The sequence below is a fragment of the Phycisphaeraceae bacterium genome, assembly GCA_015709595.1.
In the GTDB taxonomy this organism is placed as follows: domain Bacteria; phylum Planctomycetota; class Phycisphaerae; order Phycisphaerales; family SM1A02; genus CAADGA01.
In genome coordinates this window covers 2,824,698-2,848,316 of record CP054178.1, presented here as the reverse complement: position 1 = coordinate 2,848,316, position 23,619 = coordinate 2,824,698, and the positions used below count along the sequence as shown (strand labels likewise).

Genomic DNA, 23,619 nt, shown 5'->3' with positions numbered 1-23,619 from the left:
AACCCCACGATGTCCACCGCAGGCGGCGAACGATCCCGACTGGTTCTTTCCACCGCCAATCGACTGCGCCTGGTGCAGGCCGATCTGGCCGATGAGACGCCGGAGGTGCGTCAGCAGTATCTCGCCGACGAGGTCGAGCGCGCCCTGAACAAGGTGGTGCCGTCGGAGCGGGCCGCGGTGCTGAAGGAATTGATGGAGATTTTCCCATCCTGGGACAGCGGCGGGCTCACCGCCAAAGGAGCGGCCGACGCCATGGACCTCTCCGCCACCGACGTGAAGGAGCTGAAGGACGTGAGCTTTCTGCTCACGCGATTGATCGAACTGGCGCCCACCCTGTCGGCGGAGGACCGCCGCAAGGCCGCCATCCGACTGCGCGAGGCGGGACTTTCCACCGAAGGCAAGCAGGTCTGGCCGGAGCAGGCCGCCGACAAGCTCCGGGCGCACCTGAAGATGCCGGAGAGCCAGTCGCTCGACCCCGCCCGGACGCTGGAAGTGATGCAGATGCTCGTCGACCTGCTCGGTTCGCTTGACCAAGTGGGGTGGACGACATGGAAGGCCATCAACCCGCGATCAGAGATCCGCGGCGGGGGCGAGTGGCGCAAGACCCTTCCCGCCTACCTGTCCGGCGACCCGGACGTTCCGCGCGGGGAAGTGACGCAGCAGCTCGAGCGTCTCCGGCAGCTCACCGCCGCCCTGGTGTCCGCGATCAGCCAGACCGGTCGGCAGTACGCCCAGCAGCAGTACGCTCGCTTCGCGCCCGACAGCATCGAGGACACCGCCCGCCGCGAGAAGAAGACGCTGGAGTCCGTTCCGGTCGCCAGTTGGCGAAAATACCGTGAACTGTGGGGCACATCGGATCAGGCGACCATCGAGCGGGACATCATGCAACTCATCGCCGAGTACGCTGAACGGCTCATGAAAGGACTGAGCCGCTGAGTGCGGCTTGCGCGACATGGCCACCATTCCCCCCGTCCACTGGCACGAAGGCCTCTTCCTCCAGCCGCATCACCTTCAGGCGATGCAGCGTCATCTCGCTGAAACCAGGGCGGATGACCGTCGAGCCGTCTGTGCGTATCCGTACGGACTGGTCGAGTCACGGCTTTCGACCGACGCGCTGGAGAACATGCTGGTGCGGTTCGACCGCCTGGATGCGATCATGCCCAGCGGGACGCGCGTGACGTTTCCCGGCCTGGCGGAACTGCCGCCGATGGACATCAAGAAGCGCTTCGAGGCCAGCAGCGAAGGATTCACCATCCTGCTGGGCGTGCCGCTGTGGTACGAGGCGCGGGCCAACACCATCGATCCCGGCGGCGATGACTGGCGGGCCAAGCGGCTCTACCGGATCAGGGAGCAGGAGCGCCCGGACGAGAACACCGGCGAGAACCGTCAGCCGATGATGCACCGGCTCATCAACGCCCGGCTCATGTACCAGGACGACGACCAGACCGACATGGAAGTGATGCCGGTGCTGCGCGTCGTTCACGGCACGGGCGAAGGCATCGGGATGCCGCGCATCGACCCGAACTTCATCCCGCCCTGCTTCGCCATCAGCGGCAGCGTCATCCTGCGCGAGCTGGTGCGCGATCTGACGAACGCGGTTGAGGCCAGCCGGCGCGAGATGGTGGTGCAGATGACCCGCGGCGGCTTCAGCGTGGAGACCATGCGCGGGTCGGACTTTCAGCAGATGCTGCGGCTGAAGACCATCAATCGCTTCAGCGCGCGTCTGCCGCACCTGCTGGCGTCACCGGCGGTTTCTCCGTCGGAGATGTACCTGGAGTTCCGCGACCTGCTGGCGGAACTGGCCGCCCTGCACCCGGACCGAGATCCCTTCGACGCGCCGCCCTACGACCACGACGCTCCGGCGGTGCCGTTTCACGAGCTGTCCGACCGCATCCGCGAGTACCTTCGCCCCCTCAAGGGCGACGTGTTCCGCAAGGTGCCGTTCGTGCGGGAAGGACCGTTTCTCAAGGCGCCGCTCTCCGCGGCGGACCTCACCGAGCCCAACGAGTACTACATCGGCATCAAGACGCGGGAGGATCCCCGGGCCGTCGCCATGCTGGTGGAGGACGAGGACAAGTTCAAGCTCACGGCGCCGTCGATGTGGCAGAGCCGCATCCGCGGCGTGAAGGTGCAGGAGGAGCGCCATCCGCCGGTGCAGTTCCCCGCCGAGACGGGGCTGCACTACTTCCGCATCAACCGGGCCGAGAGCCAGCGCATGTGGGATCGGGTGTCGTCGGAAAGCGCCATCGCCGCGTGGTGGCCCGGATTGGACGCCTCTGATTATTCGATCGCCCTCTACATGACCCTTCCGGGCGGAGGCGGGTGACCATGTCGCTGTCTGAACACTGCGAACCATTCTTTCAGTACATCTGTCGTCTGAACCGGTCGGCCCGCAAGGGCGCGTCGATCGACATGACCTCGGTCCGGAGCGAGATTCTCGCCCTGCTGGACAAGCTCGAGAAGTCGGCCTCCTCGCGCCCCGAACTGACGACGCAGTTCGAGAAGGTGAAGATGCCGCTCATCTTCTTCGCGGACTACATGATCAAGGAAAGCAACCTTCCCTTCGCGCGCGACTGGCACGAGATTCAGCGTGACTACAACGAGCACGCCGGCGACGAGAAGTTCTTCGACCTGCTCGATGAAACGCTGAAGGATCGCTCCGCGGCCGCCAACGAGCGGCTGGCGGTGTTCTACACGTGCATCGGGCTGGGATTCCAGGGTTTCTACCAGGGGCAGCCCGAGTACCTGCGCAAGACCATGACGGAGATTTCAGGGCGCATCCGCGACCAGATGGACCTGGATGACCGGGCGCGGATCACGCCCGAGGCGTACGAGAACGTGGATACGAGCAACCTGGTCCAGCCGCCCGGCGCCAAGGTGCTGGGCATCGCCATCGCGCTGTTCGGGCTGATCCTGGTGCTGATGGCGACCAGCATCACGCTGTTCATGAAAAGCCGCGCGGAGATCGGTGAATCACTGCAGGAGATCATCGGACACGTCGAGAGCCCCAGAACGGGCACCGGAGGCGGATCGTGAGCGGGATTCTCTCCAAGTTTCAGGCGCTGCCCGGCCCGGCCAAGGCCGGTACGGTGGCCGTGGGCGTGGGCGGGGTAGGCGGCGGATCGATCCTCATCGGGAGCGCCGGCAAGACGGCGCTCATCGTGTTCCTCGTCGGCCTGGTCGCGGTCGGCGGGCTGATGATCCTGTACGGACTGATCCTCAAGGTTCTCAAGAAGCGGAAGGCCAAGCCGTTCGAGAGCGCCATCGCCGGCAACACCGGCGCCGTGCCGGGTTCGGTCAGCGACGCCGCCAGTCGCGCCAGACTGGATGACCTGCGGCGCAAGTTCGAGCAGGGCATCAATACGTTCAAGCAGCACGGCAAGGACATCTACTCGCTGCCGTGGTACGCCATCGTCGGCGAGCCCGGCTCGGGCAAGACGGAAGCACTGCGCCATTCCAACGTGGGCTTTCCGCCGGGGTTGCAGGACGAACTGCAGGGCTCGGGCGGCACCATCAACATGGACTGGTGGTTCACCAACAGCGCGGTCATCCTGGACACCGCCGGACGGCTGCTGTTCGAGGAGGCCTCGGGCGGGGCCACCAACGAGTGGAAGGAGTTCCTCAAGCTGCTGGCGAAGTTCCGGCCCAACTGCCCGATCAACGGGCTGATGCTGGTCATTCCCGCCGACAGTCTGATCCGCGATTCCGCCGACCAGGTCACGCAGAAGGCGGGACGGATCGCTCGCCAGCTCGACCTGATTCAGCGCACGCTGGGCGTTCGCTTCCCGGTGTTCGTGCTCATCACCAAGGCCGACCTGATCAACGGCTTCCGCGAGTTCTTCGACCAGCTCAACGATCCTCAACTGCAGCACCAGATGCTGGGCTGGTCGAACCCGTACGCACTGGACGAGCCGTTCTTTCCCGAGGACATCGAGGATCACCTGGCCATGGTGCGCACCCGGCTGGTGCGCAAGCGCGCGGCGCTGCTGCTCGACCCGGTCAGCCGGGAAGGGCCGATGGCGCGGCGCACGGACGAGGTGGACGCGCTGTTCGCCTTCCCTGATTCGCTCATGCAGATCGCGCCGCGCCTGCGGCTGTACCTGGAGAACATCTTCGTCGCGGGCGAGTGGTCGTCGAAGCCGCTGTTCATGCGCGGGCTGTATTTCGTGTCGTCGATGCGCGAGGGTTCGGCGCTGGACGCCGACCTGGCCCAGGCGCTGGGCCTGCCGGTCGAGCAGCTGCCGGAGGGGCGGATCTGGGAGCGCGACCGCAGCTACTTCCTGCGCGACCTGTTTCTCGAAAAGATGTTCCGCGAGCGCGGGCTGGTCACCAACTTCTCCAACACGCGACAGCTCAAGAAACGCCGTCTGCGAACACTCATGCTGGCGGCATGCGTCGGCGTGGCGGCGCTCATCGGCGTCTCCTGGCTGCAGTACCGCCAGTTGACGACCAGCGTGGGCGAACCGGCCCGGTTCTGGTACTCGATCCGGTCGCTGCTCGCTTCGCCCACCGACAGTCCGGACTACCCCTACCTGGTCCGGGGCGAGCCCGACCCTCGCTCCGACGCCAACCTGCAGTTCCGGGGCGACCGACGGGCGGACACGCCCGACCGCAAGCACGGGCTGCGCCTGCGCGGACGGGATCTGACCGTGGCCGAGGTTCACGCCGAGGCCGTCGCGCAGGTGGAGCGGCGCATCGACGTGCCCCTGCTGTTCAGGCCCCTGCTCTGGTTCTCCCCGGGCGAGAGCGCGAACCTGTACCCGACGGAGCGCGCCAAGGCGGCCCAGGCCCTCTTTGAGCTCTCCACCCTCCGTCCCGTGGCGCAACGCGCCGCGCGGTTCCTCGCCACCGGAACAGGCGATCAGGGCGAGTGGACGCCGGCCTCCACCGGGGCGCTGGCGGCGCTGTACCGGCTGAACTCGATGACGCCCACCAGCGGCGCGTCGGAAGGCGGCGCCCGGGCATCTTCAGCCGGCGACCTCCTTTACCCTCTGACGGCTTATGTGCTGCCGCCGGATCGGTGGAGCGTGGGCAGTGATGAGGGGGACACCGCCGCGGAGAGCATGGTGTCGCTGGAGAACACGTTCCGCACGCTGCGGAGCGTTCCGGGGTGGCCGGACTGGCCCCGCGCGGCGCTCGATCGCGCCCGGCAGGGCCGAACGCTGGCCGACCTGGAAGCGGCCACGGAGCGGTTCACCGCGTGGTGCAAGGGCTCGCTGAGCGGCGCGGGAGGCGACCTGAAGGCCGCCAACGACCTGCTCGACGCCCTGGCGCTGCTGGACCAGTATGAGCAACGTCTTCACGCGGCGTACGCTCCGGCGCCGGGCGGGACGGCTCCTGCCGCTCCACCGTCGCTCCAGCCATGGCGCGAGACATTCCCCGCCATGCGCGAGGCGTTCACCCTGGTCGAGGCGTTGGCCGCCCAGCTGGGGTCGAAGACGCTGTGGTCGTGGTACCAGGAGCGGATCGACGCCGCCCGCAGCCGGGTGGATGCCGACCTGGAGCGGGTGCTGGCGGCCCTTCCCCCGGCGTCCACGACTCCCGCCGCCGATGATCGGATCACCGAGGCCCTGCTGTCCTACCGGTCGCGGATCGAGGCCGCTCGTTCTTCGCTCGATCAGGAGACGCAGAAACTGCGGGCCCGCCAGGTGGAGATCGACCGTCTGCATCGGGCGCTGCTGGCGACATCCGGCGGGACCGACAGGCCCTACCAGCAGCGCTTCGCGCTCTACGCCCGCACGGATCAGTTGAACTCTACGGCGCGGGTCGCCTCGTCTTTCATCGACCTGCTCGACCAGCTTGATACGCTCGATGCCGACCTGGAGTCGGCGCGCGGCGCGGTGCAGAGTGCGGCGGGCGGGGCCGGCGACGACACGATGCGCCGCGCCAAGGACGCCTGTCTGGCCGTGCTCTCACTCGTGCGAGAGGACAAGACTCGATCCCTCGTCGCCTCGTCGGTGGAGGACGCCAGACGACTCACCAACGCCGCCGACGTGGCGAGGCAGGTGGAGAGTTTCGCCCTGCGGCGGAACCTTCAGACCCCCCAGCACACCCTGCCCCTCACGGCGTTGACGCGGGGCGAGTCGTACCGGACCGAGTATCACGAGCAGGCGGGCCCGCGCGTGGTGCGAGCCATGCAACTGGTGGAGGCGCATCTGCGCGGCGGGCAGCCCGATCCATCGACGGCCTCAACGATCCGAATCGCCCGTGAGGCCTACGCGGAGAACTACCTGCGTTACTGGTCAGGCGTCATCGGCTCGCATGGCGGCGTCGTCGCCGGCGAAAACTGGGCGAGCTTCCTGGCGTCCCTGACCAATCTCAACGTCAAGACCGTGAACGCCGAACTGGAGTCGCTTGCGGCGCTCCGTGAGCGGGCCATCGCGGGGCTGGATACCGGCGCCGGCGACTGGGCCGAATCGGTTCGCAACGCCCGTCAGGCCGCGCTGCGCCGCGTGTCGGACGAACTGACGCAGTTGCGGCGCACGCTGGACTTCGAACGGGAATGCGTCGAGTTCGTCCGATCCTGGACCAACCTGCGCGGCGATGCGCCGGCGGCGCGGCGGCTGCTGCTGGACGTGGACCTGCCGGAGTTCCGTCGCACGTACGTGCGTCCGGTCGAAGGCGCGGACGGCCGGGGGCCGGTTGAATACTGGGATCTGCTCGCCGTCGCCGCGCTCAAGACCCTCGCGGACGCCACCAACCGCCAGATTCTCGATGCCGAAACGGTGCTCAAGTCGCTGTGGGCGTTTCCCCTGACGCGCCTGAGCACCGAGGCCCAGTTGGACCGGCTGAGCCCCACGGCCACCGATCAGCACCGGGTGCTGACGCCGGAGGAGCTGGCCAAGGCCCGCGAGGCCGTCTCGCACCTGCGACCCGACGCCGCACGAACCGCAGGCGGGCCGTCCACCTACCCGGTCGGCAGACTGGGGCACCCGCTGTCCCGCACCGAGATCGCACGCATCGACACCCAGTTGGACCTGCTGCGCGGTCGAGCGCCAGTGACCCCCTCTTCCGAACAGCTGGATCAACTGGTGACGCTGCTGCGCGCCATGCCGTCCGAGCCGATGCGCTGCACCATCACCGTGCTGGGCACGCGAAGACCCACCGACGCCGGCCACAAGCCGGGATGGGAGACGTTTGAGTACATGCGCGTGCGAACGGGCGGCGCCGACGGAACCGCCGAAGACGTGCAGCGCATCCGGGCGCCCGAGGTCGTCGTCGCCCAGGGTGCAGCCGTTCCGGGCCGGGATCTCACCCTGCTCTTCGGGCGCAACAGCGGCAACCTGGAGCGCGGCGCGCCGGACGCGACGCTGACCATTCCCGGTCCGTGGGCCGCCCTGGCGATCGTGCATCGCTTCGGGGGCCGCCAACCCGCGGCGGGACCGCGAAACGTGTGGGAGGTCGAGTACCTCTTCACGGCGGACGGGCAACCCCACGCGCTGTGGCTGCGCCTCACCTTTGACGGCGTCGAGCTGCCGTCGCTGGACCGCTGGCCGCGCTGATTCCGAGGCAGTTCATGTTCCTGGGAGCGTTGCGGTGTTCAAGAAGATCTTCAAGATGCTCGGCGCTCAGGAGGAGGCCCCCAAGCCGGGGATTCATCTTGCCACGTTCGGCAAGCACCCGGGATGGGACGATCACATGGACGAACTGGGGCTCGACACCGAGGGCCTCGTTCAACTGCGGCGCGTGCTCTACACCGAGGGCGTGAACCCGAACGTTGACTCCGGCGCATGGGCCAACCTCGACCCCAGGCACCGACTCGAGTACTTCGACCATTTCTTCGTCTGGCGTGTCTCCGGCGAGATCATCATCGGGCGGCTGTGGTCATCGAGCGATGGACGCGGCCGTCACCTCTACCCGATGATCGTCGCGGCTCACTGCCATGGGCTGACCCTCGAATGGTGCCTGCACGCCGTTACTCCGGTGGTGGACGAGGCCAAGACGCTCTTCACCGCCACCCGATCAGCGGACGACGTGCGACGCGGCTTCGACGGTCTTCGTTCGCGCCTGCTCGATCTGGGGGCTCGTGCGCCAGCCCAGTGGGAGCCGGCCGACCTGTTCGAGCGCGCCGTGGCTCGACTGGCCGCCAGTCCGTCCTTCGCCACCGATCGAACGGGATTCGACCGCATCATGTACCAGGCGGAGCGCGATCTCGCGCCGTTCCGCACGGGTGCTGAAACACGCCCCCAGACCATGCGAGTTCCCGCCTGTGAGCACACCGCATCGGATGCGGCCGCATCCTGGCTGGGCTTTCTGGCTGGTTATATCGGACCTTCCACCCCCTGCATGGTTCTGGTGGCGCCCGAGCTGGCCTGGGTGGACCTGCTGGTCGGTCCGATCGGGGCATCGCAGATGTTTGTGATGCGCGCCAGCCAGGAACGCATCCCACTTGTCTCGCAAATCCCGTATAGTCTCGACGAGGCGTTCACCGCCCGAGCCGCCGACCTGGTGGCGCGTTCGATCCGGGGGCACTCTCGAGTTGGGACGGGTGCGTGAAAGTCATGTCGTGACCTGATCTCCTGATGCGTGCTCGGGCGCGCCGTGAAGAGGAGTGCATCGGACATGTGTGGGAACGGATGGGATCGTCGATGGGCGCGCTGGCTGTCAGGGCTTGCGGCTTCGTGCGCGTGCCTCTGGCTCGGCGTCGCGGCTGCCGCGCGGCAGCAGGATCCACCGCCCGCCTCGGACGAGCCGCCCCCGGAACCCCCCGGCGAGGCGACGCCGGCGCCGCACTCCGGAGATGGCGAATCCTTCCCAGTAAGCCGATTCGACTTCCTCTACAACATCGACCATCCGGATCATCCGTCGGCGGAACTCCTCGGCAACCTGGAAGTGACGCTCGGCGTCCTCCCCACCGGCTACGTCAGCCCCCGATTGGGTGTGGAGTCCATCCGGTTGCGGCTGGCCGACGCCCCTTCGCTCGCCTCGCAGAACTACCACGTCACCGCCATCCAGACCGTGCTGGAAGCCGTCCGCGATTACCTGGTCACCGAGGCGGGCCTGCTGGGTGTGTTCGTGACCCCGCACCCGGACGACATCGCCGATCAGGGCAACTTCACCTACGTGGACGGTCGGGACGGGGAAACGGCGCTTCGGGTGCTGATCTACACCGCCATCGTGCGAGACGTGCGAACGGTCGGGTTCGGCGACCGGCTTCCCAAGGACAACCGGATCAATCATCCGCTTCACGAGCGCATCCGCGCCCGGTCGCCGTTCCACCCCGCCGATCCGCCCGCCGAGGGCGAGGAAGCCGCCGTCGGTGACCTGCTGCGGAAACGGATGCTCGACGACTACCTGTTCCAGTTGAACCGTCGCCCGGGCCGCCGGGTGGACGTGGCGATTTCCGAGGCCGACGAGAACGGCGTGGTGCTCGACTACCTGGTGTCGGAGAACCGCCCCCTCACCCTCTACGCCCAAGTGTCCAACACCGGCACCAAGCAGACCAACGAGATCCGAGAGCGTTTCGGGCTGATCTGGAGCCAGGTGACCAACAACGACGACGAGTTTTCGCTGGAGTATGTCACCGCCGGGTTCAGCGAGTCGCATGCCGTGATCGGCTCCTACGACGCGCCGCTGGGCGACCGCCGCGACATGCGATGGCGGGTCTTCGGGTCGTTCCAGACCTTCACCGCGTCGGACGTCGGGTTCGCGGACGAGGAGTTCTCGGGCGATTCGTGGACCATCGGCGCGGAAGTCTCCGCGACCATTCTCCAGCATCGCGAACTGTTCCTCGACGCCTTCCTGGGCGCCCGATTCCAGCATATCAAGGTGCGCAACGACATCGTTGACATCGAGGGTCAGGACGATTTCTTCATCCCCACCATCGGACTGCGGCTCGAACGACGCACCGACATCGCCTCCACCCGCGGCTCCATCGCGCTGGAGGGCAACTGGGCCGGCGTCGCCGGCACGGATGAGGATGGATTGGACCGGCTCGGACGGCTCTTTCCTGACAAGGACTGGCTGGTGGTGCTGTGGGAGTTCAGCCACAGTTTCTACCTGGAGCCGATCTTCAACGCCAGGGAATGGCGCGACATCTCGAATCCTGCCGCCACCACGCTGGCTCACGAGATCTTCCTGTCCTTCCGAGGCCAGCACGCCTTGGGGAACCGCCTGATCCCGCAGGCCGAGGAAGTGGCGGGCGGCGCCTTGAGCGTCCGCGGATACCCGGAATCCGTGGTGGCCGGCGATAACGCCTATGTCGCCACGGTGGAGTACCGCTTCCACCTGCCCAAGTCATTCCCCCACGAACGGCAGACCGGGCAACTCTTCGGCGAACCGTTCCGCTGGAAGCCGCAGGAGCCCTACGGCAGCGCCGACTGGGATCTGATCTTCAGAACCTTCCTTGACGTGGGAAGGACCGAGAACAGCGACCCCCTCATCTTCGAAACCGACGAAACCCTGATCGGCGCTGGAATCGGGATGGAGTTTTCCTTTCGTCGGAACTTCAGCGCTCGCGTGGACTGGGGATTCGCACTCCGGGACATCCTTGACGGGGATGTGACCGCCGGGTCCAGCCAGGTTCACTTCCTCATCACTTTTGTCTTTTGAAGCCCCAAACCCGAGTTATCCTGTGTGCAGGTGCGCATTCGGAGATGGGATCGGGAGGAGAGGCCATGTCTCGACGATCATCGTGTCGGCTTGAGTTCGCCAAGAGCGTGCTGGCGGCGTCGGTGCTCTTGGCCGCCATGCCCGCACCGACCGCTTCCGCCGACGTGCAGGGTGAACGGGTCATCCGGGGCGACGTGACGTTCCATCGTCAGGGCAACCGACTGCTGATCCGAGCCGGCGACGGCAGCATCATCGAATACGCCCGGTTCGACATCGGCCGCAACCAGGTCGTCCGGTTCATTCAGCCGGGTGAACTGTCGCGGGTTCTCAACCGAATCGACGGCGCGGCCCCCTCCCGCATCGAGGGGCGTCTTCTGGCCAACGGACAGGTCTATCTGGTCAATCCCGCTGGCGTGATCTTCGGCGCCAACTCCGTCGTCAACGTGGGCGGGCTCTACGCCGCCGCCGCCCAGATCTCCAACACCAACTTCCTCGCCGGGCTCAATCAGTTCACCGACGCCAGCGGCTCGGTCATCAACCAGGGAACGCTGCGCGGCGACGCCGTTCACCTGCTCGGACGCCACGTCGAGAACTACGGACACATCCGCACCGACGGCGGCATCGTGACGATGCTCGCCGGCGACAACATGCTCATCGGCGAAGTCGGCGGCCGCGTGCTCGTACAGGTCGATGGACGGACGCTGGCCGAGAACGCCGCACCCTCCCACGGCGGCACAGCTCCCAGTCTGTCCGCCACGCCGGGCGTCCGCAACGAAGGCAGCGTGAGCGCCGGCGGCGGTCGCATCGCGCTTGGTGCGGGCGACCTGTACGCGCTGGGCATCCACAACGCGGGCAAGCTGCGCGCGCCCGGCGGACGCATCGACGTCAGCGCCAAGGACGGCCTGGTCCGCAACACCGGAACCATGACCACGTCGGTCGTGAACGGACAGGCCGGCGCTATCGACGTCAACGGCCCGAGCATCCTCAACGAGGGTCGCATCACCGCCGACGCCTGGAGCGGCGCGGCGGGAGACATCCGTTTCACGTCGCAGAACCACACCTATCTCCTGCCCCACAGCCGCATCTCGGCCGCCGGCGGTCCGGGCTTCGCCCAGGGCGGGCGCGTCATCGTCCACAGCTTCGACGGCTTCACCGGGTTCGCCCGGCGGGCGGTGATCAACGTGTCCGGCGGCGCGCTGGGCGGCGCCGGCGGATTCGCCGAGGTCTCGGGCTTCGGGCTCGATTTCATGGGCTCCGTCCGCCTGCAGAGCCGGGAAGGGTTTGAAGCGGGCACCCTGCTGATCGACCCACTGAACATCCGCATCACGAACGCCGGCACGGAGAACGGGGCCGGTTTCTTCGGCGACGGCCAGATCCTCTTCAACGAAGGCGCCGCCAACGCCACCCTGCGCATCCGGCCCAACTCGCTGCGCAACTTCGGCGGGGCCATCATCCTCCAGGCCACCAACGACATCACCGTCGAAAACGATGTCAATCTCAATCTGAACAACAACGCCATCACTCTCGAAGCCGGCAACAACGTCACCTTCAACAACAACGTCCGCATCGACAACGCCACGCAGATGACCATCGTCGCGGATCAGGCCTTCACCGGCTTCCCGTCAGATGGCGTGGGCAACGTCATCATCCTCGGCGGCGGCGCGTTCGCCGTCAGCGGACCGGTCAACATCACCGGCGTCAACATCCAGATCGCCCCCACCTCGTTCACCTCCACCTCCTCGATCACCCTCAACGGCGCCGTCTCCTTCACCAACGCAGGCAACCAGGCGATGACCGCCGGGTCGTTCATCACGATCAACGGGGCCGTCGCCAAGGCGACCGGCGACCTCAGCTTCACCGCCGCCGCCGATCTGACCGTGACGGGCAACCTGAACGTCTCATCCGGCGTGCTCAGCGCGGCGGGAACCGCGCTCAACTTCGGCGGCAACGTCAGCACCAGCGGCGCGCTCACGTTCAACGATCCCGTCAACGCCGCGGGCGACATCGCCAGCGCCGCCGCGCTCACGTTCAACGATCCCGTCACCCTCACGGGAGCCGGCACGCAGACCCTCTCCGCGGGAACCACGCTGACCACCAACGCCGGCGCCACCATCGACAAGGCCGCCGGCGACCTGGTCGTGACGGGCACTACCGGCGTGTCGCTGGGCGACGCCGTCACCATCGCCAGCGGCGACTTCTCCAGCACCGGCGGCACGTTCACCAACACTGGCGCTCCCATCGAGGCCGTCAACATCGACATTGACCATACAGGCGACGTGAACGTCGCCGCCGATCTGCTCGCCGACGACACCCTGCGCGTCCGCGCCGGCAACGACGGCACGGGCAACCTCACCGTCGGCGCGGTGACGCTCGAGGCCATTGACATGCTCTTCCAGGCCGGCAACGGCGCTGGAGGCGGCGCGGCATCAACGGTCTCGTTCAACGCCGCCGCCGTCTTCCAGGGGCCCACCCCCGGTTCGCTCGATTCGTTCCTGTGGCAGCAGGACGCCGCCATCCTCAACTCGACCGGCCCCAACCCCGGTCAGTTCACCGACGGCCTGGCGGGGCTGGACTACATCATCATCTCCGATGACGGCGGCGTCACCATCGACAGTCTGCTGCGCGTGGCCGGCACCGACCTGGTGCTGAGCGCCGCCACCGACGTGAACATCAACGTCGCGCTCAACCTCGCCTCGCTGGACGCCACCGCAGGCAACGCCATCAACCTCAACGGCGCGTTTCTGACCACCAGCGGCAGCCAGCGATACCGATCGCCCGTCGTGCTCAGTCTCACGCTGCCCCTGCAGAGCACAGGAGGCGGTGACCTGATCTTCGACAGCACCGTCACGGGCACGCTCTTCGACCTGACGCTCAACACCACCGGCACCACCCGGTTCAGCGCGCTGACCGACGTCAACCTGCTCACCTTCGCCGGCGCCGGCGGCGCCATTGAACTCGCCGCCGGGGCACACCTGCGGACCATCGGCGCCCAGGTGTACGGCAAGCCCATCGTGCTGCTTGGCAACGCCCAGATCACGGGCGTCGCCGCCGCCAACCTGACTTTCCAGCAGGCCATCAGCGGCGCGTTTGATCTCACCATCAATCCCGCCGCCACGTCCAGCGGCAACGTCACCTTCAACGGCGCTCTGTCGGGTCTGCAGAACCTCCTCATCAACACCTCGGGCGTGACCCGCTTCAATGGGCTGGTGACGGTGGGAACGCTCGAAGTCGATGCCCCCGGCACGACGGAAGTCAACGTCGCCACCATCACCACCACCGGGTTCCAGCGCTGGAATGACCCGCTGACCCTGCTGACCAACGCGACCTTCGCCTCCGTGGCCGGCAACATCACCTTCTTCAACACCGTCACCGGCGGGGCGTTTGACCTGGTCGTTGACACGGGCGGCCTGACCCGATTCGACAACAACGTCACCGTGCGGTCGATCAGCACCATCGGCGGCGGCAACACCCGCTTCAGCGGACCATTGACCGTCCTGACCTCGGCCGGGCAGTCGTTCAGCGACGCCGTCGTGCTCTTCGGCGACACCATCTTCCAGGACACCGGCTCCGCCAACATCCTCTTCTCCAACGGCGCCAGCGGTCTGTTCGTGCTCGACGCCAGGACCGGCGGCGTCACGCGGCTGGCGGGAACCGTCACCATCGGTCGCCTCGTCACCGACGCCGGTGGAACCACCGAACTCAACACCTCCATCACCACCAACGCCGGCCAGTCGTACGGCGACGACGTGGTGCTCGGCGCCAACGTCACGCTGACGGACAACGGCGCTTCGCTCATCCGGTTCGCAGACAGCGTGACTGGGGCGTTCAACCTGGCCGTCAACACCGCCGGCGTCACCCGGTTCGAGGATCTGGTCTCCATCGCGGCCCTCACGACCGACGCCGCGGGAACCACCGAACTCAACAACGGCGGAGTCTCCACCACAGGCAATCAGACCTACAACGATGCGGTCGTGCTGGGCCAGAACACCGTTCTCGCCAGCAGCGGCAATGGCGCCATCCGGTTGATTGGCGGCGCCAACGGGGCGTTCGACCTGACGATCAACACGGGCGGCATCAGCGAGATCCGCGGCGCAACCTCGGTCGGCTCCATCACCACCGACGCCGCTGGCACGACCCAGCTGCGCGGCGGCATCACCGCCTCCAACGGCATGACCTTCAACGACGCCGTCACGCTGACGGCCAATACCACCCTCGACACCACCAACAGCGCCATCCTGTTCGGATCCACGCTGAGCGGCGGCTTCGATCTCACGACCAGCACCGGCAGCGGAAACGTCACCTTCCAAGGTCAGGTCAACGGACTGGATGACGTGGTCATCAACAACACCGGGGTGACCACCTTCGCCGCCGCAGCCAGCATGAACTCGCTGACCACCAACGCCGGCGGCGCCACCCAGATCAACGGTGGATCGATCACCACCACAACCTTCCAGCGGTACCAGGATGACGTGACCTTCGGCGGCGCCACGACGCTCACCGCCGGGACGGACGTGCGCTTCGACCAGGCGCTCACCAACGCCACGATCGACCTCATCATCAACGCCGCGGGTGAAACCCGGTTCGACGGTGCGGTGACGCTCCAGTCTCTCGCCACCGACGCTGCGGGAACCACCCGCATCAACGGCGGCTCGGTAGCTACCACCGGCTCGCAGACCTACAACGATCAGATCGTCCTCGGCGCCGCCACCACGCTGGCCAGCACCGGCGCTGGCGGCGTGTTGCTGCGCGGCGGGGCCACCGGCGCCTTCGCGCTCAACCTCAACACGGCCGGGTCGACGGAACTGCGAGGGCCGATCAACGTCGCCGCGATTACCACCGACGCCGGGGGCACGACTGAACTTCGCGGCGCCATCACCACCTCGGGCAATCAGACCTACAACGACGCCGTCACGCTGGGGGCCAACACCACCCTCGACACCGGCGGCGGCGACCTGACGTTCGCCGACTCGCTCGGCGGCGCGTTCAATCTCATCGCCACCACCACCGGCGGCGCGGCCTCGTTCCAGGCCATCAACGGCATTGGCAACCTGACCGTGAACGCCGGGGCTGGCAACGTCGCCTTCCAGGGCGTCATCACCGGCGCGGGCGACATGGTCGTCAACAGCAGCGGCGCCACCACCTTCGCCGCGGCGGCCACCATGAATTCCCTGACCACCGACGCCGGCGGCACAACTCTGCTGAACGGCGGCTCGATCACCACCACCGGCGACCAGACCTACAACGACGCCGTCACGCTCGGGGCCAACACCACGCTCGCCACCGGCGGCGGCAACCTGGCGTTCAACGACTCCCTGGGCGGCGCGTTCAACCTCACGGCCAACACGTCGGGCGGCAACGCCTCCTTCCAGGGGATCGCCGGCCTGATCGATCTGCTCGTCAATGCGGGCGCCGGCAACGTCAACCTGGCTGGCGCCGTCAACGGCCTCAACAGCATCGTCATCAACAGCGCCGGCGTCACCACCATCGGCGCCCCCATTACCAACACCGGCTCCCTCACCACCGATGCCGCCGGTTCCACCCTGCTGAGCGGCGGCACGATCACCACGACGGGAGCTCAATCCTTCGGAGACGCCGTCACGCTCGGCGCCAACACCACGCTGACCACCACCAACAGCAACATCCTGTTTGCCGACGCCCTGAGCGGCGGCTTCAATCTGACCATCGCCAACGGCGCGGGCAGCACCACCTTCCAGGGCCTCGTCAGCGGGCTGGGCGATCTCGTCGTCAACAGTTCAGGCATCACGCGGTTCCAGTCCGCCGCCAGCATGAACACGCTGACCACCAACGTCGGCGGCTCCACCCGCATCAACGGTGGCGCGATCACCACCGTGGGAACCCAGACCTACGGCGACGCCGTCGTGCTCGGCGCCAACACGGTTCTGACCACCAACAACAGCGCCATCCTGTTCGGCAGCACGCTCGGCGGCCCCTTCAACCTGACCACCAACACGGGCGCCGGCAACGTGGTCTTCCAGGGCGTCGTGACCGGGCTGGGTGACGTGGTCATCAACAACACCGGCGTGACCACGTTCGCTGCGGCGGCCAGCATGAACACGCTGACCACCAACGCCGGCGGCGCCACGCAGATCAACGGCGGCTCCGTCACCACCACCGGCAACCAGACCTATAACGACGCGGTCACAATCGGCGCCAACACCACCCTCACCACCGGCGGTGGAAACCTGACGTTCGCCAACACGCTCCTGGGCGGATTCAACGTCACCGCCAACACCGGCGGTGGCAACGCCACCTTCCAGAATCTCTCCGGACTGGCCCTGGTCCAGGTGGACGCCGCCGGCGGCGCCATCGGATTCCTCGGAACCATCAACGGCGCCACCGGCATCACCGCCAACACCAGCGGCGTCACCACGTTCGGCTCAACCGTCGACAACGTCGGCTTCCTGACCACCGACGCGGGCGGCTCCACGCAGATCAACGGCGGCTCCATCACCACCATCGGCGCTCAGACTTACGGTGACGCCGTGCTGCTCGGCGCCAACACCACGCTGACCACCACCAACAGCAACATCCTCTTCTCCAACACCCTGGGCGGGGCGTTCGACCTGACAACCAGCACCGGCAGCGGAAACGTCACTTTCCAAGGTCAGGTCAACGGGCTGGATGATGTCGTCATCAACAACACCGGGGTAACCACCTTCGCCGCCGCGGCCAGCATGAACTCGCTGACCACCAACGCCGGCGGCGCCACCCAGATCAACGGTGGTTCGGTCACCACCACCGGCGCCCAGAGTTACGGCGATCAGGTCACGTTGGGCGCGAACACCACGCTCAGCACGGGCGGCGGCAATCTGACGTTCGGCGACCTGCTGACGGGCGGCTTTGACCTGACCGTCAACGCCGGCGCCGGCAACGTGGCCTTCCTGGCCATCAACGGGCTCAACGACCTCGTGGTGAACAGCACCGGGACGACGACCTTCGGCGGCGCCGCGGCGCTCAACTCGCTCCGTACCAACGCCGGCGGCGTCACCCAGATCAACGGCGGGTCCATCATCACTACCGGCGCTCAGGTCTACAACGACGCGGTCGCGCTCGGAGCCAACACCATCCTGGGCACGACGGACAGCGCGGTCCTCTTCGGCTCCACGCTCGGCGGTGCGTTCGACCTGGCGGTGAACGCCGGTGCGGGCCACGTCACCTTCCAGGGCGTCATCAACGGCCTGGATGACGTGACAGTCAACAGCACCGGCACAACCACCTTCGCCGCCGCGGCCAGCATGGGGTCGCTGACTACCAACGCGGGCGGCGTCACTCGGCTCAACGGCGGCGCCGTCGCCACAACGGGCGGGCAAACCTACGGCGACCAGGTCATTCTTGGCGCCAACACGTCGCTGACCACCAACAACGCCGCCATGCTGTTCAACGACGGCGTGACAGGCGGCGGCAACTCGCTCGCCATCAGCACAGGACTGGGGGACGTCACCTTCCTCGGCGCGTCCGACGGTCTCAACACCGTGAACGTGGCCAGCGCCGGCGCCACCACGTTCGGCGGGGTCGCCACCATCGGCACCCTGGTGACGGACGCCGCCGGCACGACCAATCTTGGCGGCGTGCTGAACATCAACACGCTCATGGGCATTGGCGATGCGATTCTGCTCGTCGGCGCCTCAACCATCAACTACACCGGCGCGAGTCCGCTCATCTTCGGCACGACGATCGACGACGACCCGGCGCCGGCCGGCCATTCGCTCCGCATCAACAGCAGTTCGGACATCATCTTCCAGCAGGCCATCGGCGGCATCAATCCGCTCGGCTCCTTCGCCGCGCAGACCACGGGCGGCCCGCCGTTCCGCGCCATCATCTTCAATACGAACCTGGTGCGAACCACGGGCGATCTGGCGCTTCAGCCCGACGGCCACGCCTCGGTCCCGTCCGGTCCGACCATCATCGCTCACCACCCCGATGGCATCCTGTTCCATGTCGTGGGCAACGGCGACTTCATCATGGGTCAGAACGCCAAGCTCGTCGTGGCTGACCCCACCCTGGGCATCGGCGCGATCATCGACACCGCGACGCAGAGCGTGCTGCGCGTTCAACTGGACGGAACCGGCACGGCGACGCTGGGCGACATCAGTTCGCTGGGCGATATGAACGTCACCGCCCAGACCATCCGGATTCGCCTGCGCGACCCCGGGTTCCTCATCGCCGGACCGACGATTGACGATCTGACGCTCGAACTCGACTTCGGCACGGACTTCGTCACCGGCGGCGTCTTCCGGTTCTCATCCAACCCGGTCGTGTTCGGCGCCGGACGAGGCGGCCTGTTCGCCAATCCCGACGGGCAGGGCGACGTCACCGGCAACCTGTCCGGCTTCATCATCCAGGCCTTCGGCATCAATCAGAACGTGGTGGACGCCATGCTGCTGCGGCTGGCCAACGGCGACGTGGCGCTGGTGGACCTTCGCACTGACGGGCCGACCATCACCAACTACGCCCAGGCCCTGGCGTCGGTCATCCCCCGCGATGAAAAGGCCGAGGCGGTCGATCCCGAGAGCGCTCTGGACGCCACCGAGATCGAACTCCTGAACCAGCTGGGCGTCACGGCCCGCTTCCTGCCTGTTCCCGACGCTCGTCAGAACGCCGAGGAAGGCGTCGGCCGCTTCAACGATCGTCGGGCGCGTCTGCCGGAGCTGCCCAGCGTCACCGCCAACCGGCTCCAGACGCAGGCCGCGCGAGGGCTGCTGGACCAGTACCGGTCGCTTGAAGCCGGCGGCTCGGCCCAGGTTGCCGCCGCGTCGTTCAAGGAGTCGGTGCGTGAGCAGCTGCGCGAGGCCAAGATGCTGTTCCTCGAGCAGCACGAGGAGTTCTCGCCGGACGGCTTCCTGACATTCCTCAGCCAGGAGCAGTTCGCCGACGCCCATCGGTTCATCCAGGGGTTCCGCGGGATCATCAACGGAATCCGGACCCTTGGTCTGACCAACTACGAGATCCAGCGCACGCAGGAGAAACTGGTCAACGAGTTTCAGCCGGAGAACATCACGGTCGCGGAGATGTCGGAACTTCTGGGCTGGCAGGCCACACAACCCGAGCAGCCCGAGTAGAATGCCGCACAATCCCGTTCTGCCCGCACGCCGAGGCGGCTCGACGGAACCATGAACCTTGTGGGTGTGTGCATGGCCATCGACATCGACTCGCTGCTTCAGGTGATCTCGCCGGACCATCCCTGTGGAGAGGATCTCTCCTATGACCCGGCGTTTCTCGATCTGGAGCGGTCGTTTCAGGGCAAACCAGCGCAGCAGATGGGGGACGCCGTCGTCGAAGGCGAGGAGCCGGACTGGCGGGAAGTCAGCCGCATGGGGCAGGAAGCCCTGGGTCGCAGCCACGACCTGCGAATCGGCGTCATGCTCACCGTGGCGTGGCTTCAGACGAACGGCTACCGGGGTCTGGCTGACGGGCTGACGCTGCTCCGCCGCATGATGGCCGACCATTGGGACCATCTCCACCCCCAGTTGGATCCCGAAGACAACAACGACCCGCTGATGCGGATGAACATCCTGGGCGGCATCTCCAGCCCTCCGGGTGGGTTTGGAGACCCAGTTCGGCTGCGCATGCGTGTGGCTGCCGCCCCATTGTGCCGGTCACGGCAGTTCGGGGTCGTGACGCTCCGGGACATTCAGAAGGCCGCCATGGCCGATTCGGGGGCCTCGGAAGGGGATTCCTCCGGTTCTGCCGAGGCCGCCGGGATGTCCGGCACGACGATTGCGGCTGCCTTCCAGGATGCCGATCTGGACGAGCTGGTGGCCACATTCGAGGCGGTGAACGCGGCGGCCGAAGCCCTGGATGGGATGATCGCCGACCTGATTGACCGGATCGGGGGGAGCTCCCTGCCCGATCTGGACGGTCTGAAAGGAGATCTCCGCCTGGCCCGGAAGGAGCTTCAGCAGCGGTTGGCGCTTCGGGGCCACGGTGCTGAAGCAGCCGGAAGCGCCGAGGGCGACGCCCCCGCCGGAGATGGTGGCGACGGTCGGTCACCAGCCGCCCGATTGTCCGGCGAGATCGGTTCTCCCCAGGACGTACGTCTGGCGTTGGGAAAGATCAGTCGTTACTATGAGGCGAACGAACCATCGAGCCCGGTTCCTCTCTTTGTTGAGGTGGCGCTGGCGCTCGTCCAGAAGTCCTACCTGGAGATCTGCGAAGCGATTCCACCGGACACTCTGGAGTCTGTCAAACGCGTTCGCTCCACGCTGAGCGGCGGCTGATCGGGATTCTGAACAACCGTGCGCCGCGACGGGAGTCGGACGGCGCAGAAGGAGTACGTCGGCATGGCCAAGCAAAGCTCGCAGAAATTCATTGCGCGCAACCGCGCCCCGCGCGTCCAGATCGAATACGACGTGGAGCTGTACGGCGCCGAGAAGAAGGTCCAGTTGCCCTTCGTCATGGGCGTCATGGCGGATCTGTCGGGCAAGCCGGCGGATCCGCTTGCCCCGGTCGAGGACCGCAAGGTGCTCACCATCGACGTGGACAACTTCGACGAGCGGCTGAAGTCGATGAAGCCCCGCGCCGCGTTCCGCGTGCCCAACACGCTCACGGGCGAGGGCGAGATGAGCGTGGACATCACCTTCGAAAGCATGGACGACTTCTCTCCGGCGGCGGTGGCGCGCAAGATCGAGCCGCTCCGCAAGCTGCTGGAAGCCCGGTCCCAGCTCGCCAACCTGCTCACGTTCATGGACGGCAAGGCCGGCGCGGAGGAGCTGCTGTCCCGCGTGCTGAAAGATCCCGCCCTGCTGCAGTCGCTCGCCTCGGCGCCGAAGCCCGAGGGTGATGGAAACGCCCAGGGCTGACGCCCGGCAGAGGAGATGAACCACCATGGCTGAAGCGAATCAGGCGACACAGGCCCAGGCAGGCGCCACCACGACGCTGGAACCCAGCGAGTTCGCAGCCCTGCTGCAGAAAGAATTCAAGCCCAAGTCCGATCGCGCCAAGGAGGCGGTCCAGTCCGCCGTGCAGACCCTGGCGGAGCAGGCGCTCGCCGGCACCAACCTGGTGTCCGAGGACGCCGTCAAGACGATCGAGGCGATCATCGCCGAGATCGACCGCAAACTCACGCAGCAGATCAACCAGATCCTGCACCACCCGGACTTCCAGCAGCTGGAAGGCGCGTGGCGCGGGCTGCATTATCTCGTCAACAACACTGAAACCGACGAGATGCTCAAGATCCGCGTGCTCAACATCTCCAAGAAGGAGCTGGGCAAGACCCTCAAGAAATTCAAGGGCACCGCGTGGGATCAGAGCCCCCTCTTCAAGAAGTTCTATGAGGAGGAGTACGGACAGTTCGGCGGCGAGCCGTACGGGTGCCTCGTGGGCGACTATCACTTCGATCACACGCCCCCGGATGTCGAACTGCTTGGAGAGATGGCCAAGGTGGCGGCGGCATGCCACGCCCCGTTCATCGCCGGCGCCAGCCCGTCGCTGCTGAACATGGACTCGTGGCAGGAGCTCGCCAACCCGCGCGACCTGACCAAGATCTTCCAGACGCCGGAATACGCCCCGTGGCGGTCGCTGCGCGAGAGCGAGGACAGCCGCTACATCGGACTGGCCATGCCGCGGTTCCTGTCGCGCATCCCATACGGCTCCAAGACCAACCCGGTTGAGGAGTTCGCCTTCGAGGAGGACGTGGAAGGCGCCGATCACAGCAAGTACACCTGGGCCAACAGCGCCTACGCCATGGCCACCAACATCACCCGGTCGTTCAAGCTCTACGGCTGGTGCTCGCGCATCCGCGGCGTGGAATCGGGCGGCGCGGTGGAAGGGCTCCCCTGCCACACCTTCCCCACGGACGACGGCGGCGTGGACATGAAGTGTCCCACTGAAATCGCCATCAGCGATCGACGCGAGGCGGAACTCGCCAAGAACGGGCTGATGCCGCTGCTGCACCGCAAGAACTCGGATGTGGCGGCGTTCATCGGCGCCCAGTCGCTTCAGAAGCCGGCGGAATACGACGACCCGGACGCCACCGCCAACGCCAACCTGGCGGCCCGTCTGCCGTACCTCTTCGCCACCTGCCGCTTCGCGCATTACCTCAAGTGCATCGTCCGCGACAAGATCGGCTCGTTCGCCGAGCGCGAGGACATGGAGAAGTGGCTCAACACGTGGATCAACAACTACGTGGAGCACAACCCGGCCATGGCCAACGAGGGCGACAAGGCCCGCAAGCCGCTGGCCGGGGCCGAGGTGGTGGTCGAGGAGGTCGAGGGCAACCCCGGCTACTACACCTCCAAGTTCTTCCTCAGGCCGCACTACCAGCTCGAAGGCCTGACTGTCTCCCTCCGGCTGGTGTCGAAGCTGCCGTCGGCCAAGGGCGGCGGATGATCGTGAGCAACTCCGGCGGCCGCGGCGCACGCCCGCGACCGTCGGCTGAACAACAGGCGTGGGATCGCATGACTCGCTGAAAACAAGAAGGGAAAGGATCAACGCATGATTCTGCTGAAGCTGCCGAAGATCATCGGCGACTGCAACGTGCCCGGCTACGAGAAGTACATCACCTGCTCCAGCTGCTCGTGGAACATCGAGCGCGAACTGGCGGAAAGCGGCAAGGTCGGAACCAAGGACATCAACGTCGGCGTGGCGGCGCTGCCGCCGATCAGTCTGGCCAAGTCCATGGACACCGCGTCCGTGGACCTGATGCAGAACGCCATCGCCGGCGGCGCGCTGGGAACCGCGGAGCTCAAGTTCGTCTCCACCGCGGGCGTGAGCGGCAAGGTGGCGGTCTACCTCGAGTTCAAGCTGGACAACGCCATCGTTGCGTCGTGGTCGATCGACGCCTCCGACGATGACCGCCCCAATGAATCCGTCACCCTGTGGTACCACAAGATCTGGATGAAGTACTACACCACCACCGACGGCGAAACGTACACCGCCTTCGGCGCCAAGGGCTGGGACCGCGTCAAGAACCAGGAATGGAACAGCGGCTCCTGATCCGGCTTCGCGCATGAGATCACCGGCACGGGACGGCGGGACCAGGCGCCCGCCGTCCCGTTTCGCCGATTCGTCGTCCCTCGGCCCCGCCGATGGATCACTCTCTCGAGAAAG

The 23,619-nt window shown here is 66.6% G+C and carries 11 protein-coding genes; all 11 read left to right on the top strand.

Annotated features, from left to right (window positions below; genetic code table 11):
• Positions 1-9: 9 nt before the first annotated feature.
• The 11 genes from HRU76_12070 to HRU76_12020 all read left to right on the top strand — a co-directional run bounded on the left by HRU76_12070 (position 10) and on the right by HRU76_12020 (position 23,505).
• Positions 10-936 carry a hypothetical protein gene (locus HRU76_12070; GenBank protein ID QOJ18276.1) on the top strand — a complete coding sequence of 309 codons (927 nt, stop codon included), beginning with the start codon at positions 10-12 and terminating at the stop codon, positions 934-936.
• 16 nt (positions 937-952) lie between these two features.
• Positions 953-2,326, top strand: coding sequence for a type VI secretion system baseplate subunit TssK (gene tssK, locus HRU76_12065; protein ID QOJ18275.1), 1,374 nt, complete (start codon positions 953-955; stop codon positions 2,324-2,326).
• A 2-nt stretch (positions 2,327-2,328) separates the two neighbouring features.
• Positions 2,329-3,036: a DotU family type IV/VI secretion system protein gene (locus HRU76_12060; protein QOJ18274.1), complete on the top strand. Its 708-nt coding sequence runs from the start codon at positions 2,329-2,331 to the stop codon at positions 3,034-3,036.
• Positions 3,033-7,502: a hypothetical protein gene (locus HRU76_12055; protein ID QOJ18273.1), complete on the top strand. Its 4,470-nt coding sequence runs from the start codon at positions 3,033-3,035 to the stop codon at positions 7,500-7,502. Before HRU76_12060 ends, HRU76_12055 begins: the two co-directional genes overlap by 4 nt.
• 34 nt (positions 7,503-7,536) lie before the next feature.
• A complete protein-coding gene (locus HRU76_12050) occupies positions 7,537-8,496 on the top strand; it encodes a hypothetical protein (GenBank protein ID QOJ18272.1) in 960 nt (319 codons plus the stop codon).
• A gap of 66 nt (positions 8,497-8,562) precedes the next feature.
• Positions 8,563-10,551 (top strand): ShlB/FhaC/HecB family hemolysin secretion/activation protein, encoded by a 1,989-nt coding sequence (locus HRU76_12045; protein QOJ18271.1) that lies wholly within the window; start codon positions 8,563-8,565, stop codon positions 10,549-10,551.
• Positions 10,552-10,616: 65 nt separating this feature from the next.
• Complete coding sequence (locus HRU76_12040; GenBank protein ID QOJ18270.1) at positions 10,617-19,631, top strand: filamentous hemagglutinin N-terminal domain-containing protein; 9,015 nt, start codon at positions 10,617-10,619, stop codon at positions 19,629-19,631.
• A 51-nt stretch (positions 19,632-19,682) separates the two neighbouring features.
• Entirely contained in the window at positions 19,683-20,789 is a 1,107-nt protein-coding gene (tssA, locus tag HRU76_12035) for a type VI secretion system protein TssA (protein QOJ18269.1), read from the top strand.
• A gap of 63 nt (positions 20,790-20,852) precedes the next feature.
• A complete protein-coding gene (gene tssB, locus HRU76_12030; protein ID QOJ18268.1) occupies positions 20,853-21,371 on the top strand; it encodes a type VI secretion system contractile sheath small subunit in 519 nt (172 codons plus the stop codon).
• A 25-nt stretch (positions 21,372-21,396) separates the two neighbouring features.
• The gene (gene tssC, locus HRU76_12025) at positions 21,397-22,899 is read left to right on the top strand and encodes a type VI secretion system contractile sheath large subunit (protein QOJ18267.1); all 1,503 of its coding nucleotides are present in this window, start codon (positions 21,397-21,399) and stop codon (positions 22,897-22,899) included.
• 105 nt (positions 22,900-23,004) lie between these two features.
• Positions 23,005-23,505 carry a type VI secretion system tube protein Hcp gene (locus HRU76_12020; protein QOJ18266.1) on the top strand — a complete coding sequence of 167 codons (501 nt, stop codon included), beginning with the start codon at positions 23,005-23,007 and terminating at the stop codon, positions 23,503-23,505.
• The last annotated feature ends 114 nt before the right edge of the window (positions 23,506-23,619 follow it).